This is a genomic window from Salipiger sp. PrR007 (assembly GCF_010499845.1).
Classification (GTDB): Bacteria; Pseudomonadota; Alphaproteobacteria; order Rhodobacterales; family Rhodobacteraceae; genus Salipiger; species Salipiger pacificus_A.
In genome coordinates this window covers 23,776-39,026 of sequence record NZ_JAAGOZ010000021.1, presented here as the reverse complement: position 1 = coordinate 39,026, position 15,251 = coordinate 23,776, and the positions used below count along the sequence as shown (strand labels likewise).

The 15,251-nt window shown below is 66.2% G+C and carries 16 protein-coding genes and 1 tRNA gene; 12 read left to right on the top strand and 5 right to left on the bottom strand.

Annotation, left to right across the window (positions count from 1 at the left end; all coding sequences use genetic code 11):
• The first annotated feature begins 131 nt into the window (after positions 1 to 131).
• Both G0Q01_RS10325 and G0Q01_RS10320 read left to right on the top strand, forming a co-directional pair.
• Entirely contained in the window at positions 132 to 692 is a 561-nt protein-coding gene (locus G0Q01_RS10325; protein ID WP_164194445.1) for a DUF4202 domain-containing protein, read from the top strand.
• Between the two features lie 95 nt (positions 693 to 787).
• A complete protein-coding gene (locus G0Q01_RS10320; RefSeq protein WP_164194441.1) occupies positions 788 to 1,483 on the top strand; it encodes a CbiX/SirB N-terminal domain-containing protein in 696 nt (231 codons plus the stop codon).
• Between the two features lie 78 nt (positions 1,484 to 1,561).
• Here G0Q01_RS10320 and G0Q01_RS10315 read toward each other — a convergent pair.
• The 4 genes from G0Q01_RS10315 to G0Q01_RS10300 all read right to left on the bottom strand — a co-directional run bounded on the left by G0Q01_RS10315 (position 1,562) and on the right by G0Q01_RS10300 (position 5,283).
• Positions 1,562 to 1,638 (bottom strand) — tRNA-Arg (locus G0Q01_RS10315).
• 65 nt (positions 1,639 to 1,703) lie between these two features.
• Positions 1,704 to 3,086, bottom strand: coding sequence for a HAMP domain-containing sensor histidine kinase (locus tag G0Q01_RS10310; RefSeq protein WP_164194438.1), 1,383 nt, complete (start codon positions 3,084 to 3,086; stop codon positions 1,704 to 1,706).
• Between the two features lie 19 nt (positions 3,087 to 3,105).
• Positions 3,106 to 4,524, bottom strand: coding sequence for an NAD(P)/FAD-dependent oxidoreductase (locus G0Q01_RS10305; RefSeq protein ID WP_164213320.1), 1,419 nt, complete (start codon positions 4,522 to 4,524; stop codon positions 3,106 to 3,108).
• Positions 4,525 to 4,542: 18 nt separating this feature from the next.
• Complete coding sequence (locus G0Q01_RS10300) at positions 4,543 to 5,283, bottom strand: TVP38/TMEM64 family protein (RefSeq protein ID WP_164194430.1); 741 nt, start codon at positions 5,281 to 5,283, stop codon at positions 4,543 to 4,545.
• A gap of 350 nt (positions 5,284 to 5,633) precedes the next feature.
• Between G0Q01_RS10300 and rpmH the strand changes: the two genes are divergently transcribed.
• The 10 genes from rpmH to G0Q01_RS10250 all read left to right on the top strand — a co-directional run bounded on the left by rpmH (position 5,634) and on the right by G0Q01_RS10250 (position 14,108).
• Complete coding sequence (rpmH, locus tag G0Q01_RS10295) at positions 5,634 to 5,768, top strand: 50S ribosomal protein L34 (protein WP_066102660.1); 135 nt, start codon at positions 5,634 to 5,636, stop codon at positions 5,766 to 5,768.
• A gap of 133 nt (positions 5,769 to 5,901) precedes the next feature.
• Entirely contained in the window at positions 5,902 to 6,279 is a 378-nt protein-coding gene (gene rnpA / locus G0Q01_RS10290; RefSeq protein WP_108967806.1) for a ribonuclease P protein component, read from the top strand.
• Positions 6,276 to 6,497 (top strand): membrane protein insertion efficiency factor YidD, encoded by a 222-nt coding sequence (yidD, locus tag G0Q01_RS10285; RefSeq protein WP_164194425.1) that lies wholly within the window; start codon positions 6,276 to 6,278, stop codon positions 6,495 to 6,497. Before rnpA ends, yidD begins: the two co-directional genes overlap by 4 nt.
• 8 nt (positions 6,498 to 6,505) lie before the next feature.
• Complete coding sequence (gene ttcA / locus G0Q01_RS10280) at positions 6,506 to 7,396, top strand: tRNA 2-thiocytidine(32) synthetase TtcA (protein ID WP_164194421.1); 891 nt, start codon at positions 6,506 to 6,508, stop codon at positions 7,394 to 7,396.
• 61 nt (positions 7,397 to 7,457) lie between these two features.
• Positions 7,458 to 9,020, top strand: a complete 1,563-nt coding sequence (locus G0Q01_RS10275; protein ID WP_235940030.1) for a bifunctional diguanylate cyclase/phosphodiesterase — start codon at positions 7,458 to 7,460, stop codon at positions 9,018 to 9,020.
• A gap of 374 nt (positions 9,021 to 9,394) precedes the next feature.
• Positions 9,395 to 11,221 (top strand): membrane protein insertase YidC, encoded by a 1,827-nt coding sequence (yidC, locus tag G0Q01_RS10270; RefSeq protein WP_164194417.1) that lies wholly within the window; start codon positions 9,395 to 9,397, stop codon positions 11,219 to 11,221.
• Positions 11,218 to 11,961, top strand: a complete 744-nt coding sequence (locus G0Q01_RS10265; RefSeq protein WP_164194414.1) for an MOSC domain-containing protein — start codon at positions 11,218 to 11,220, stop codon at positions 11,959 to 11,961. The genes yidC and G0Q01_RS10265 overlap by 4 nt, the downstream gene beginning before the upstream one ends.
• The gene (yihA, locus tag G0Q01_RS10260) at positions 11,958 to 12,614 is read left to right on the top strand and encodes a ribosome biogenesis GTP-binding protein YihA/YsxC (RefSeq protein WP_108967167.1); all 657 of its coding nucleotides are present in this window, start codon (positions 11,958 to 11,960) and stop codon (positions 12,612 to 12,614) included. The genes G0Q01_RS10265 and yihA overlap by 4 nt, the downstream gene beginning before the upstream one ends.
• A gap of 77 nt (positions 12,615 to 12,691) precedes the next feature.
• Entirely contained in the window at positions 12,692 to 13,585 is an 894-nt protein-coding gene (gene argB / locus G0Q01_RS10255; RefSeq protein WP_108967169.1) for an acetylglutamate kinase, read from the top strand.
• Positions 13,586 to 13,616: 31 nt separating this feature from the next.
• Positions 13,617 to 14,108, top strand: coding sequence for a histidine phosphatase family protein (locus tag G0Q01_RS10250; RefSeq protein ID WP_164194410.1), 492 nt, complete (start codon positions 13,617 to 13,619; stop codon positions 14,106 to 14,108).
• A 346-nt stretch (positions 14,109 to 14,454) separates the two neighbouring features.
• Here G0Q01_RS10250 and G0Q01_RS10245 read toward each other — a convergent pair whose 3' ends face one another.
• Entirely contained in the window at positions 14,455 to 15,243 is a 789-nt protein-coding gene (locus G0Q01_RS10245; RefSeq protein WP_108967173.1) for an amino acid ABC transporter ATP-binding protein, read from the bottom strand.
• Positions 15,244 to 15,251: the final 8 nt, after the last annotated feature.

Genomic DNA, 15,251 nt, shown 5'->3' with positions numbered 1-15,251 from the left:
AACCCGGCGAAACATGCGCGACCGCCGCGCCGGAGATTGCGCCAAAAGATTGCGCGTGCCACCTTGCTTGCAGCAGCCGGACAGGAGATTTCCCCTATGCCCCAGCCCCCTAACCGCGCAGGAGCCCGGACATGAGCGCGCTTGAAGACGTTCTGTCCGAGATCGATTCCGCCAATGCACAGGACCCGAACCGCGAAGAAGGCCAACCCGCCGCGCTGCTCTACGGCGAGCGGATGAGCGCGGAGCTGGCTCGGCTTTTCCCCGAGGCCTCCGAGGTGCTGCAGATCGCCGCGCGCGGCCAGCACGTCGAGCGCTGGCTGCTGCCCCGCGACTCCTACCCGATGGACCGCGCCGGCTACTTTGCCTGGCGCAAGGAGCAAGGCCGCCGCCACGCCGCGCGGCTCGCCGGGATGATGTCCAAGGCGGGTTTTGACACCGAGGCGCAAGAGCGCGTGGGTGTGCTGCTGCGCAAGGAGGGTATCAAGCGCGACGCCGAGGTGCAGGCGCTGGAGGACGTGATCTGCTTCACCTTCCTCAAGTGGTATTTCTCGCCCTTCGCCGAGGGGCGCGACGCCGAGGCGCTGCAGCGCATCGTCGAGAAGACCGCGCTAAAGATGTCGCCTGAGGGCCGCGCGCGGGTGCTGCAGGAGTTCGACCTGCCCGAGCCCTTCGCCGGGGCGTTCCGCGACTGAGCCGGGCAAGGTCCATCGAAAGACCTTGCCAGAGTTTTCGAAAACACTTGCGGTGCTACGTCACGCCGCAGGACAGACTATCGAGACCTGATGACATGACCAGATCCGCCCTCATTGTCGCCCATGGCAGTCCCTCCGATCCCGATCCGCAGGAAGCGGCACTGAAGGATCTCGCGGCGCGCGTCGGTGCTCTGCTGCCCGGTTGGCGCATCGGCGGCGCGACCCTGGCGAAGGAAGGGGCCTTCGACGCGGCGGTAGCCGACCTCGGGGCTCCCTGGATCTACCCCTATTTCATGGCACGCGGCTATTTCACCAAGAAGGTGCTCGCCGAACGTGCAGAGCCTCTGGGCCTGCGGGTGCTGGAGCCCTTCGGCACCGAGCCCGCGCTGGTGACCAGCGCCGCCCATGCGCTGCAGCGCGCGCTTGGCGACAAGGGCTGGCAGGCGGCAGAGACAACTCTGCTGGTCGCCGCGCATGGCAGCAACGTGTCTCGCACCAGTGCCGAGAGCGCGCGCGACTTTGCCGCCGCGTTGGAGGCCGAGATCGGATTCGCCAAAGCGCGCGTCGGCTACGTGGAAGAGCCCCCCTACCTGAATGAGTCGGCCCGCGGACTCGGCCAGGCGATCTGCCTGCCGCAATTCGCGCTCAACGCCGGCCACATGCTGGAAGATGTTCCCGAGGCGCTGGCGGAGGCGGACTTCGCAGGCCCGGTGCTTCCCGCCTTCATCGACTGGCCGGAAATCCCCGAACTGATCGCGCAAAGCCTTGAAACGCAGGCTTCCTCCGCCTGACGTGAGGGGGCGCAAACACAAAAAAGAAGGCCACCGCATCGCGGTGACCTTCTTTTTTTGCCGTCCCCCGGTGGGGAGTGGCGGACCGAGGAGGATTCGAACCCCCGACCCCTTGATTCGTAGTCAAGTACTCTATCCAGCTGAGCTATCGGTCCGTGAGGGCGGGGTTTAGAGTTTGTTCGGAGGATGCGCAAGAGAGATTTCGAAAAAACTTCCCATCTTACCCTAAGTCACCGTTCGGAAGGCGAATTTCGAAGCAGGTGCCGCCCTTGTCGGAGCGCAGCAGCTGCAGTTTCCCGCCGTGATTCCGCACAAGCTCGGCGACAATGGCCAAACCGAGTCCCGCCCCGCCCTTGCGCGCACCGCCCTGGAAGGGCTGGAACAGATGCTCGCGCGCTTTCGGCGGCAGGCCTGGGCCAGTGTCGGTGACCTCGATCACCCAGGCGTCCTCCTCGGCGCGGGCCGAGACGGCAATCTCACCCTCCACCCCCGAGCCGGTGATCGCCTGCCGCGCGTTGCGCACGAGATTCGCGATGGCGCGGTAGATCTGCTCGGGATCGCCGCGAACCTGCATCGAGGCGGGAATGTCCTCCGACAGGCTCACCTCGTGCTCGCCGATCGCCAAGCGCTCGGCCTCGAGCACCTCGTTGACCAGTTCGGCGAGGTTGAACTGGGTGAGCATCGGCGCGGGCTCCTCGGCCTTGCCGAAGGCCAGCGTGGTCTCGCAGAGCGACACGGCGCGGGTGATCGAGCTGACCAGCTTGGGTGCCATGCGCTTCACCGCCGGGTCCTCCGACATCTCGATGCGGTCGGTGAACAGCTGCGCCGAGCTCAGGATGTTGCGCAGGTCGTGGCTGACCCGCGCCACGGCGCCGCCGAGTTGCGCCAGCCGCTCCTTCTGCCGCAGCGACTGCGAAAGCTGGGTCTCGAGCGATTGCAGCGCCTCCTCGGCTTCGCGAATCTCGCGCACGCTGGCGATGGGCTTGATGATCCGCCGCGCGTCCTCGGGATCCTCGGCGTAGCGCTGCATGTGGCCCACCACGCCCTTGATCGGCTTCACCAGCAGCACCCGCACCGCGAGGAAGAGCAGCAGCGCAGTGATCAGCGACAGCAGCGCCGAGACCAGCAGGACACCGAGGCCGAAGTCGATCATCGCGGTGCGCAGCGGGAGGCTGTCCATGGTGACCTCGATCAGCTCGCCGCCGTCGTCCTTGGGATAGCCCAGAACCCGGATCAGCCGCGGCTGGGTATCGACAAGCCGAAGCAGCGCGTCCTTCATCAGGATCAGCGGCCCCGCTTCGCGCAGGTCGTAGGTCTCGTCCACCGAGCCCGGCATCGGCGACGAGAGCGCCAGCTCGCGCCGCTCGTCGCGCTGCAGCACCACGTTGTAGACCCCGGCGTTGTCCAACAGTTCGGCCTCGAGCTCGGGAGCCAGTACATCGTCGGCCAGCAGCGCCAGAGAGGCGATCTGCGCGCGCTCGAGGTGGTCGGTGAGGAAATCCTGCCGGAATCGCGCCACCGAGGGCACGAAAATCAGCACTTCGGCCAGCATCACGAAAACAGTCGTGAGGACAAGAAAGCGGCCTGAGAGCGAGTTGAACATGAAGGGCGGTCTTGAGCTTTCAGGGGAGCAGGCGTTGAACTGTTCGTGTAACAGCCTTGACCGTGCGGTTTTCAAACAATCTGGGTGTGAAATAGGATCCGGCAACCCGTTTGTTAAGCTCCCCCAACGTCGGATAGGGCGCGACCATGCCCGCGATCTGCGCGATCTTCACCTTCGCCGAGATCGCAAGCGCCCATGTGGAGATAAGATCTCCGGCCTGCGCGCCGACAATTGTGGCCCCCACGGGCCGCCCCCTGTGCACCATGACCTTGGCGAGCCCGGCGGTCTCCCGCTCGGCGATGGCGCGGTCGTTGTGCTGCAGCGCCTCGCGCAGCACCTCGAGCTTGTCGCCGTAGCGCTGCCGCGCTTCGACCTCGGTCAGGCCGACATGGGCAAGCTCGGGCCGCGTGTAGGTGGCGCGCGGGATGTGGTGGGTCGAGGCCTTGGCCGGCAGGCCGAAGAGCGCCGAGCGCAGGACGATGCCGGCGTGGTAGCCCGCGAGATGGGTGAACTGCAGCCCGCCCGCCGCGTCGCCGATGGCATAGACCCTGCGATTCGTCGTGCGCAGACCGGCGTCGGCCTTGATGCCCGACTTTGTTGTCTCGATCCCGGCCGCCTCCAGGCCGAGGCCCTCGGTGTTCGACCGGCGCCCCGCTGCCACCAGCAGATGCGAGCCGGTGAGGCTCTTGCCGCTGTCCAGTCGCAACTCTATGGCGCTGCCCTGCTGGCGCGCCGCCGTCACGGTTTCGCCCTCGAGAATCGTCACCCCCTCGCCGCGCAGGTGATCGAGCACGATTGCCGCCATTTCAGAATCCTCGCGCCCGAGCGCCCGGGCCCCCTCGACCACGGTGACCTGCGCCCCGAGGCGGCGGAAGGCCTGCGCCATCTCCATGCCGATGGGGCCGCTGCCGAGAATCAACAGATGCGCGGGCAGCTCTTCCAGCTCCCACAGGGTCTCGTTGGTCAGGTATCGAACGTCAGCCAGCCCCGGGACCGGCGGCACGGCGGGGGCCGAGCCGGTGGCAAGCACGATGCGGCGCGCGATGATGCGGTGGTGCCCTGCCTCGACCTCGCGGTCGGACACGAAGCGCGCCTGCGCACGGATCACCCGCACGCCCAGCCCTTCGAAACGCTCCTGCGAATCCACCGGGGCGATGCGGGTGATCGTCTCCTGCACATGCGCGCGGACGCGAGGCCAGTCGACCCGTGCCGGCGCAAGATCGACGCCGAAGGCCCCCGACACCTCGGCCGCATGGGCCTGCGCCGCGGCGGCGATCAGCGCCTTGGAGGGCACGCAGCCGTAGTTCAGGCAATCCCCGCCCATCTCGCCGCGCTCGACCAGCACCACGCTGGCCCCCATCTGCACCGCGCCCGCGGCGACCGAGAGCCCGCCCGAGCCCGCACCAATGATCAGAAGGTCGGTCTTAATCGTTTCCATCGAACTGGTCCCTTGATCTCAGATACCCTTGCGCCGGCGCCAGGCTCTCAAAACGATGGGCAGCGCCGCCAGCGCGGCAAGCCCCAGCAGCGGGCCGATGACCTGCGGCGCCCAGAGCAGGCTCAGGTCCGGCGTCTCGCCCCGATCGAAGACCGAGCCGACTCCTACCCCGATCGAGGTGAAGACCAGCGCTCCCGGGATGATGCCCAAAGCGGTCGTCCAGGCGAAGTTCCAGAGCTTGACCCCCACCAGCGCGGGCAGCAGGTTCGCCACGAAGAAGGGCACTGCCGGCACCAGCCGCAGCAGCAGAAGCACGCTCACCTCGTTCTGCCGCAGCCCGTCGCGCAGCGCCCGGAGCTTGCCCTCGGACCCGTCGAGCTTGGCCGAAAGCACCCGCCCGAGCCCGGCACGCGCCGCGAGGAAGATGACGACGGCACCAATGCTGGCCGACAGCACGTTCAGCGCTGTGCCCGGGACGAGGCCAAAAAGAAAACCGCCGGTCACCGAGGCGACGGCGGCCCCGGGCAGCGAGAAGGCCACGATGGCGACATAGGCCGCCACGAATCCCCCGGCCACCGCCAGGTAGTTGCTGTCACGCAGCGCCAGCAGCGCCACCCGATTCTCGCGCAGCGTGTCGAAACTGATGTAGTCGCGCAGCGTGAGCGCACCAGTCACCGCCACAATTGCTATGAGCGCCAGCGGCAGGTGCCGCAGGAGCCGCGCACGGGTCGGCGAAGGCGTGGGGTCCTGATCTGTCATCCCCCTAGAATGGCGTGTGGAATCGCCCGCGCACAGCCCTATCACGCGGCCTTGATCACGACCTGCCCCTGCGGGCGATTTTGCGCCCCGAGCGCCGACGGCGCCAAGGCACACCGCGCGCCGCACCGGAATTCTTGCCTTCAGCCCCGGTTAGAGGTTTGACATGGGGGCCACTCCTGCCTATAGCACGGGCCTCGAATGACCCGGCCCGGCGAATCCGCTTAGGGCCTTCTGTGATGTAAGCTCTTGCTGCCAATCCACTGGCGCACCGGGCGGACGCCGCAGGCAGCAATGAGACCATGTAGACAGACCGGCCTCCCCCGAGGCCAGATCAGACGGAGAAGAGCGCGATGAAACGCACCTTTCAGCCTTCGAACCTCGTTCGCAAGCGCCGCCACGGCTTCCGCGCACGGATGGCCACCAAAGCTGGCCGCGCGATTCTGAACGCGCGCCGCGGCCGCGGCCGCAAGAAGCTCAGCGCCTGAGCCGCGCGCTCTGCCCATGGCGGAGCGTGTGCACAAGACACCGGCCAAGGCCGCTTCGGGACAGACCGAGGCGGCCTTTGCGCTTGGCGTGCGTGCGGATGCGGAACTCAGCAACCCCCAAGGCGATGCCCTGATGGGGACGGACACCCCGAAGCTCGAGGTCCTGCGCAAGCGCAGCGATTTCCTCGCGGCGGCGCGTGCCCGGCGACAGCCGGTGCCGTCCTTCCTGTTGCAGGCGCGCTATCGAGATGACGGCTCGGACCTTATCCGCGTGGGCTTCACCTGCTCGAAGAAGGTCGGCAATGCCGTCGCCCGCAACCGCGCCAAGCGCCGGCTGCGCGAGATCGCGCGCCTCGGTCTGCCAGAACTCGGCAAGCCGGGCTGGGATTACGTTCTGATCGGCCGCGCCGGCGCCACCGCCGAGCGCGAATTCACCGCGCTGCAGGGCGAGCTTGTGCAAGCGGTGCGGCAGATTCATGCGCCCCGGAAACCCCGGAAGCCGCAATCGTGAGCCCGCTCGCGCATATTGCCGCCCTGCCCGTCCGCGCCTATCGCCTGATCTTCTCGCCCTGGGTCGGCCATGGCTGCCGCTTTCAACCGACTTGCTCCGCCTACGCGCTGGAAGCGCTTGAAAGGCACGGGGCGGTGAAGGGCTCCTACCTGACGATCCGCCGCATCCTGCGCTGCCACCCGCTCGGCGGGTCCGGCATCGACAATGTCCCCGATTGAGGCCGCCCATGTTCGACGACGACGCCGACGACATCCACCCGCTGTTCTACGGCGCCCCCAAGAGCACCGAGTTCAAGAAGCTGCGCAAGCGCATCGTGCAGAACACGCGCGAGGCCGTCGAGCAATACGGCATGATCGAGCGCCGCGAGGATGGCAGCCTGCCAAAGTGGCTGGTCTGCCTCTCGGGCGGCAAGGACAGCTACACGCTGCTCGCGGTGCTGCACGAGCTGAAGTGGCGCGGCCTGCTGCCCGTGGACATCTTGGCCTGCAACCTTGACCAGGGCCAGCCGGGCTTTCCCGCGACGGTGCTTCCCGAATTCCTCGAGAAGATGGGCGTGCCGCACCGGATCGAGTATCAGGACACCTACTCGATCGTCATGGACAAGGTCCCGCAGGGCCGCACCTATTGCGCGCTCTGCTCGCGCCTGCGCCGCGGCAACCTTTACCGCCTCGCTCGCGAGGAGGGCTGCTCTGCGGTCGTGCTCGGCCACCACCGCGACGACATCCTCGAAACCTTCTTCATGAACCTCTTCCACGGCGGGCGCCTCGCGACCATGCCGCCGAAGCTGGTCAACGAGGAGGGCGACCTCTTCGTCTACCGTCCGCTGGCGCATGTGTCCGAGGCCGATTGCGAGAAATTCGCCCGCGCCATGAACTACCCGATCATCCCCTGCGACCTCTGCGGCTCGCAGGACGGTCTGCAGCGTCAGCAGGTGAAGCAAATCCTCGACGGTTGGGAAAAGAACTCGCCCGGCCGCCGGCAGGTGATGTTCAAGGCGCTGACCAACGTCCGCCCCTCGCACATGATGGATTCCAAGCTCTTCGACTTCGCCGGGCTGATGCGCGACATGACCGCGCGCGCCCCGGATGCCGACGACGGGATTCCCGACCTGCGTTAAGCCTCGCCTCACCCCTTTGCGCTAGATGTGGTCCCGTCTCTGATGACGTAGGGGGCGCATCATGCCGCCGGATCTCGCACATAGGTCATCTTTCCGCCTGGGCGCGGCGCGGGCGCGTCGGGTCCTGCACCGCTGGATGCTCGGGCCGCACATGCTGGCCTTCCTCCCCGCCATCTCTCTCGCCGGTTTCTGGCTCGGCGGGGAAGTCCTGCTGCTGGCACTGGCCCTGACCATTCCGCTGATCTACGGGCTTCTGCTCACCGGCGACTCTGCGGCCGCGCTCGGCTCCGCCCGCGGCGGCGGCGACCTCGTCAGCATGGCCATGGCCCAGGAGCTTGCCGAACACAGCTTCGAGCGCGCCCGCGCCGCGGAAACGCACACCGCCTGCCTACTTTTCGAAGCCGAGGGGCTGGAGGCCATCTCGCGCCGCATGGGCGAGGATGTGGCGGAAACCCTGCGGGCTCTGTTCCTCCACCGCCTGCGCGAGACGCTGCGCCCTGAGGACAGCGCGATGCGCATCGGCGACTCGCGTTTCATGGCGCTGATCGCCCCCGGCCTTCGCCTCGATCTCGAGACCCTGCTCGCCCTCGCCGACCGGCTTCAGCACGCGCTGGAAGAGCCCGCCACCACCGACACGGGCGTGCATTACCTTTCGGTCGCCGTGGGTTTATGCGGCTCCTCGCGGCTGCGCAAGGGCGCCGGGGGCTCCGACATGCTCGACTGCGCCCAGGCCGCGCTGCGCGAGGCGATGGACAATGCCCCCTCCGCCATCCGCCCCTGGAGCGAGGGGATGCGCGCCGAGCGCCGCGCGCGCACTGCCCTGCTTTCGGAGGTCGAAACCGCCCTGGCCAAGGGGCAAATCCAGCCCTGGTACCAGCCCCAGCTCTGCACCTCGACCGGCGAGATCAGCGGTGTCGAGGCGCTGGTGCGCTGGCTGCACCCGCAGCATGGCATCGTGCCGCCCGCCCGGTTTCTCGACGCGCTGCAGGAGTCGGGCCGCATGGAACAGCTCAGCGACGCGGTGCTGCACCACAGCCTGACAGCGCTGCGCGGCTGGGATCAGGACGGGCTGCGCATTCCCCGCGTCAGCATCAACTTCTCCGAGGTCGAGCTGCGAAACCCGCGGCTCGTGGACCGGCTGAAATGGGATCTCGACCGCTTCGGCCTGCCCGCGACCCGGCTTGGAGTCGAGGTGCTCGAAACGGTGATCGCCGAGAGCTCTGACGGCATCATCGCGCGCAATATCTCCGCCCTGGCGCGGATCGGCTGCCGCATCGATCTGGACGATTTTGGCACCGGCCACGCCTCGATCGGGGCGCTGCGCCGGGTCACCGTGCACCGGCTGAAAATCGACCGCAGCTTCGTCGCCCGCATCGACCGGAGCGAGGACCAGCGGCGCATGCTCGCGGCGATTCTCGGGCTGGCCGACCGTCTGGGTCTGGAAACCGTGGCCGAGGGCGTCGAAAGCAGCGGCGAACACGCCCTTCTGGCCCAGCTCGGCTGCGACCACGCACAGGGATTCGGAATCGCCCGCCCCATGCCCGCACCGCAGCTCGCCGATTGGGCGCGCGCACACGCGCAGCGCATCGCGGCCGCGCAAAGACTCGGGCGCAGCAACGGCTGACCTGCAGCGCCGCCCCATCTGACCGCCGCCAGGACCCCGGACCCGCCCAGATCGACGTCCACGCGGGCGCCCATGCCGGCCAGACATCTGCCCTGCTCCGCCGAAGTCGTGGAGAGGACATGCTGAATGCGGGTCCCTAGGTCACGCAACCGGAGCGTCCCGGCAAGCCTCTGCCCAGCCGAACTTGGCGGAACGGTCTGCGCTTGGCTTGCTTGATCCAACCTGCCGGCGCCGCCCCACCCCTTCGTAACGCCACGCTCCATGGTCCGAAACGCCGACAAACCCCCTTGCCTGTCATGATTCGGCTTGACCTTTGGGGGTCCGCCCTGTTGAACCCGGCCTTGACTTTCCAAGGACAGGTGGCGGTCTCTCGCATGGACAATCAGAACAAGAATCTGCTCATCGCTACGGCGCTGAGCTTCGTCGTGATCCTCGTCTGGTTCGTGCTCTTCCCGCCACCCGAAGCCACGGTGGACGAGACGGCGCAAACCACCGAGCAGACGCTCGAGACCGCGCCCGGCGTGAGCGCGCCGACGACGGCGACCGACCCGGCGGCGTCCACCACCGCTGGCACCGCGGCCCCGGCCCCCGCGCTCGAGACTGCGCGCGTCGACATCGCCGCACCGAACCTGATCGGCTCCATCGCCCTCACCGGCGGCCGGATCGACGATCTGAAGCTGAGCCAGTACCACGAGACCAACGACGAGAGCTCGCCCATGGTGACGCTGCTCGAGCCCGTGGGCAGCGACAGCCCCTATTACGCCGTCTACGGCTGGGCGCCCGGCAATGGTCTGCAGGTCAGCGACGTGCCCGGCCCGAACACCGAGTGGAGCGTGGAAAGCGGCGAGTCCCTCGATGTGGACAGCCCGGTCACCCTGCGCTGGGAGAGCCCCGCCGGCCTGATCTTCCGCCGCACCTTCACGGTGGACGACAAGTTCATGTTCCGCGTGACCCAATCGGTCGAGAACACCTCGGGCGCCGAGGTCTCGGCCGCGCCCTACGGCATCCTTGCCCGCCACGGCGAACCGAAGGACCTGAAGAACTTCTTCGTTCTGCACGAGGGCGCGATGTCGATGACCGACGGCACCCTCGCCGAGAACAAGTACAAGAAAATCCGCGACTTTGACCCGGCGGCCGAGGCGGGCACCCGCGCCGAGACCTACCAGGTTTCGGAAAACGGCTGGATCGGCTTCACCGAGCATTACTGGGAAACCGTGCTGATCCCCGACAGCGGCACCAGCTACCGCCAGGCGATCAAGTACAACGAAGCCCGCGACATCTACCAGGCAGAGATCGTTCTGCCGACGCAGACCATCGCCCCCGGCGCCACCGCCGAGGTCTCGACCCGCATGTTCTCGGGCGCCAAGGTCTGGGAAGTGATCAATGCCTACCAGGACCAGGGCGTCGACCGCTTCGTCGACAGCATCGACTGGGGTTGGTTCTTCTTCCTCACCAAGCCCATCTTCTGGCTGCTGCACCACCTGCACCAGTGGATCGGCAACATGGGCGTGTCGATCATCGCGCTGACCATCTTCCTCAAGGCGCTGCTCTTCCCGCTGGCCTACAAATCCTACGTCTCCATGGCGAAGATGAAGGAACTGCAGCCGCAGATGGAGGAGCTCAAGAAGAAGGCCGGCGACGACCGCCAGAAGCTGCAGCAAGAGATGATGGCGCTCTACAAGCGCGAGAAGGTCAACCCAGCCTCGGGCTGCCTGCCGATCCTGCTGCAGATTCCGATCTTCTTCTCGCTCTACAAGGTGATCTTTGTCGCGTTCGAGCTGCGGCACGCGCCCTTCTTTGGCCCGTTCCAGGACCTTTCGGCACCTGACCCCACGTCGCTCTACAACCTCTTCGGCCTGCTGCCCTGGGCAGCGCCCGAGGTGGGCAGCACGCTGGCGCTGATCTTCATCGGCATCCTGCCGATCCTGCTCGGCATCTCGATGTTCCTTCAGCAGAAGCTCAACCCGACGCCGACCGATCCGGCGCAGGCGATGATCTTTGCCTGGATGCCCTGGGTGTTCATGTTCATGCTCGGCGGCTTCGCCTCCGGCCTGGTGCTCTACTGGATCACCAACAACACGATCACCTTCACCCAGCAGTACCTGATCATGCGCAGCCACGGGGCCAAGCCTGATGTCTTCGGCAACATCAGGTCGAGCTTCAAGCGCAAGCCCAAGGACGCCAAGTCGGACAGCAAATGATCGGACGGGTCACCCAGATCTGGCGCCACCCGATCAAGGCCCATGGCCGCGAGGCGCTGGACCGGGTGACCCTGCGCGCCCATGAATGCCTGCCCTTCGATAGGGCCTGGGCCGTGGCGCATGAGCTCTCGGACGCGGACGGCTCCGAATGGGTCCGCTGCGGCAACTTCAGCCGGGGCGCCAAGGCGCCCCAGCTCATGGCGATCAGCGCCGAGATGAACGAGGCGGCGGGCACCATCACCCTGCACCACCCGGACCGCCCCGACCTGACCATCGATCCCGACCGCGACGGCGAGACGTTCCTCGATTGGGTCCGCCCGCTGATGCCCGAGGACCGCACGCAATCGGCGCGGCTGATCCGGGCGCAGGCGCGCGGCATGACCGACGCGGCCTTCCCCTCGATCACCCTGTGCAACATGGCCTCGCACCGCGCGGTCGAAGCCCAGATCGGCCAGCCGCTGTCGATTCACCGCTGGCGTGGCAATATCTGGCTGGACGGGCTCGGGCCCTGGGAAGAATTCGACTGGGTCGGGCGCGAGATTCGCATCGGCGGCGCGACCTTGATCGTGCGCGAACGGACCGGCCGCTGCGCCGCCACCACTGCAAACCCCGAGACAGGCCAGCGCGATGCGGATACGCTTGGTGCGCTGCGTCACTGGGGACATACGGATTTCTCGGTGCAGGCCGAAGTGACGACGGGCGGCGAGATCGCCCATGACGACGAGGTGACCCTGCTGTGACGACCCCCCTTCCCTTTCCCATCGCCGAAGAGCCCGATGACGCGACCCGCGAGGCGGCGCGCAAGGCCTTTGCCGGTGACGTTCAATTCCTCAAGGGCGTGGTCGCCATGGACGGGCTGCCGCCCGACGACCGCCCCGAGGTCTGCTTTGCAGGGCGCTCCAATGTCGGCAAGTCAAGCCTGATCAACGCGTTGACCGGACGCAAGGGGATCGCCCGCGCGTCGAATACGCCGGGCCGGACGCAGGAGATCAACTTCTTCACGCTGAACGAGAGCCACTATCTCGTCGACCTTCCGGGCTACGGCTTTGCCAACGCACCCGTCGCGGTGGTCGAGAAATGGCAGCGTCTGCTCAAGCAGTATCTCTCGGGTCGCGTCTCTCTGCGCCGCGCCTTCGTGCTGATCGACGCCCGTCACGGGGTGAAGGCCGTGGACGAAGAGATCATGGACCTTCTCGACAAGTCCGCCGTGACCTTCCAGGCGGTCCTGACCAAGACCGACAAGCTCAAGGCCAATGACCTCGACAAGATCCTGACGCAGGTGCGCGAAAAGCTCTCGAAGCACCCCGCGGCCTATCCCGAGATCGTGCTCACCAGCTCGGAAAAGGGCGACGGCATTCCCACTTTGAGGGCAATCATCGCCGGCCTTTCCTGAATTTCCTCTTCGCAATTCCCGGCGTTGGGACTAGTTCTGCCATCCAGAGCCTTTCCCGCATCGAGGATGCACCCCAGATGAAGAAGCAGACGATGAACCGAGACTGGATCGCCACCGCCCGCACCCTGAACGAAGCCCTGCCCTACCTGCAGCGCTACACGGGCGCGATCGTGGTGGTGAAATTCGGCGGCAATGCCATGGGCGACACCGACGCCATGGCCGAATTTGCCCGGGATATCGTGCTCATGCGTCAGGTCGGCGTGAACCCGGTCGTCGTGCATGGCGGCGGCCCGATGATCAACGACATGCTTGCCAAGCTGAACATCCAGTCCGAGTTCAAGCGCGGCAAACGGGTCACCGATCAGGCCACCGTCGAGGTGGTCGAGATGGTGCTGACCGGCCTCGTGAACAAGCGCATCGTTCAGGCCATCATGGACGAAGGAGGCCGCGCAGTTGGCCTCTCGGGAAAGGACGATGATCTCATCGTCTGCGAGGCGGACGATCCGGAGCTGGGCTTCGTCGGCCGCCCCGTCGAGTGCAACGTGCAGGTGCTGCACGACCTCTTCGCCGCCGGGATCATCCCCGTGGTGGCACCGGTCGCCACCGGCATGGATTACCTCGAGACCTTCAACGTCAACGGCGACACCGCCGCCGGCGCGCTCGCCGCGGCGCTGAAGGCCGATCGCCTGCTGCTGCTGACCGACGTGTCGGGCGTCAAGAACAAGGCCGGCGACGTTGTCACCCAGATGACTCCCGAAGACGTCCGCGCCATGACCGCGGACGGCACCATTGCCGGCGGCATGATCCCCAAGACCGAGACCGCGCTGAAGGCGGTCGAGGAAGGCGTGCGCGCGGTGGTCATCCTCGACGGACGCGTGCCCAACGCCTGCCTGCTCGAGCTTTTCACCGAGCATGGCGCGGGGTCGCTGATCCGCCGTGCCGATCTGGAACCCGCGCGCCCACGCAGCTGAACGGCGGCGCGTGGCCTGAAGGGAGAGGGCTATGAAACGTCTCATCCTCATGCGCCACGCGAAATCCGATTGGTCGGTCGGCATGCCCGATCACGCGCGACCGCTCAACCCGCGCGGGCGCAAGAGCGCCGAGGCGCTCGGGGTCTGGCTCCGGGCGCAGGATATCCTGCCCGATCAGGTGCTCTGCTCGTCAGCCGCGCGCACCCGCGAGACCCTGGACCTGCTGCACCTTGGAGAAGTTGCGACACGGTTCGAGGACCGGCTCTACCTCGCAGAGCCGGCAACGCTGCTGAAGAGCCTGCAGGGCGCGAAGGGCAGTACCGTTCTTATGCTCGCGCACAATCCGGGAATCGGCGATTTCGCGCGGGGACTCGTTGCGCGCGCTCCCGAGCACCCGAGATTCGGCACCTACCCCACCGGGGCCACGCTGGTCGCGGATTTCGAGATAGGAGAGTGGTCGGGCGCGCGCATGGGCGGCGCCCGCTGCCATGCGTTTACCGTGCCGCGCGAATTACTGTCCTGAGAAGCCGCTGACACCGCGATACGCAGAAAAAAGTGACGCCCGCGATCCCCCTCCCAAAGGATCGCGAGCGCCGCTGTGCCGGTCACTAGGCGAAGTCCCTGACGTTACGTGGTCCGGGTCAGCCGCATCGCATCGCACATCCTCCCCTACGGCGATCCGATCTCGGCCGACGCTCGGTCGACCACGTTGCGCAAGTCCCTTCTTGAAAACCGGTACAGATTTCTTTCGGCTCTTGGCCAAAAGCGTCAAAACTGAGACGCTTCGTAACGGACTGTAACACAAATGACAAAAAAACGAGCCCCAATTTAATGGGGCTCGTGACTAAATTTCAGGTTTTTTCTGTGGATTAGTGCCCGAGAATTTGGCTTAGGAAGAGTTTCGTCCGCTCGTGCTGCGGATTATTAAAGAATTCCTCCGGCTCATTCTGCTCCACGATCTGTCCGGCATCCATAAAGATGACCCGATTCGCGACCTGCCGGGCGAATCCCATTTCGTGCGTGACACAGAGCATGGTCATCCCCTCTTCGGCCAGTTCGACCATCGTATCGAGCACTTCCTTGATCATCTCGGGGTCGAGCGCCGATGTGGGCTCGTCAAAGAGCATGATGCGCGGCTTCATGCACAGCGAGCGGGCGATCGCCACGCGCTGCTGCTGGCCGCCCGACAGCTGGCCGGGGTACTTGTTGGCCTGCTCGGGGATCTTCACCTTCTCGAGGAAATGCATCGCGGTCTCTTCCGCCTGCTTCTTGGGAATCTTGCGAACCCAGATTGGCGCGAGCGTGCAATTCTCGAGGATTGTCAGGTGCGGGAAGAGGTTGAAGTGCTGGAAGCACATGCCGACCTCGGAGCGGATCTTGTCGATATTCTTCAGATCCGAGCTCAGCTCGATGCCGTCGACAACGATGCTGCCCGACTGGTGCTCCTCCAGGCGGTTGATGCAGCGGATCATCGTCGACTTGCCCGACCCCGAAGGCCCGGCGATGACGATCCGCTCGCCGCGATAGACAGTCAGATCGATGTCGCGGAGCACGTGGAAGGTCCCGTACCACTTGTTCATGTTCGTGATCTGGATGGCCACCTCGTCGGAGACCTTCATCTGGCTGCGATCGACTTCGCGTGTTGCAAGTTCAGACATAAAAGGTC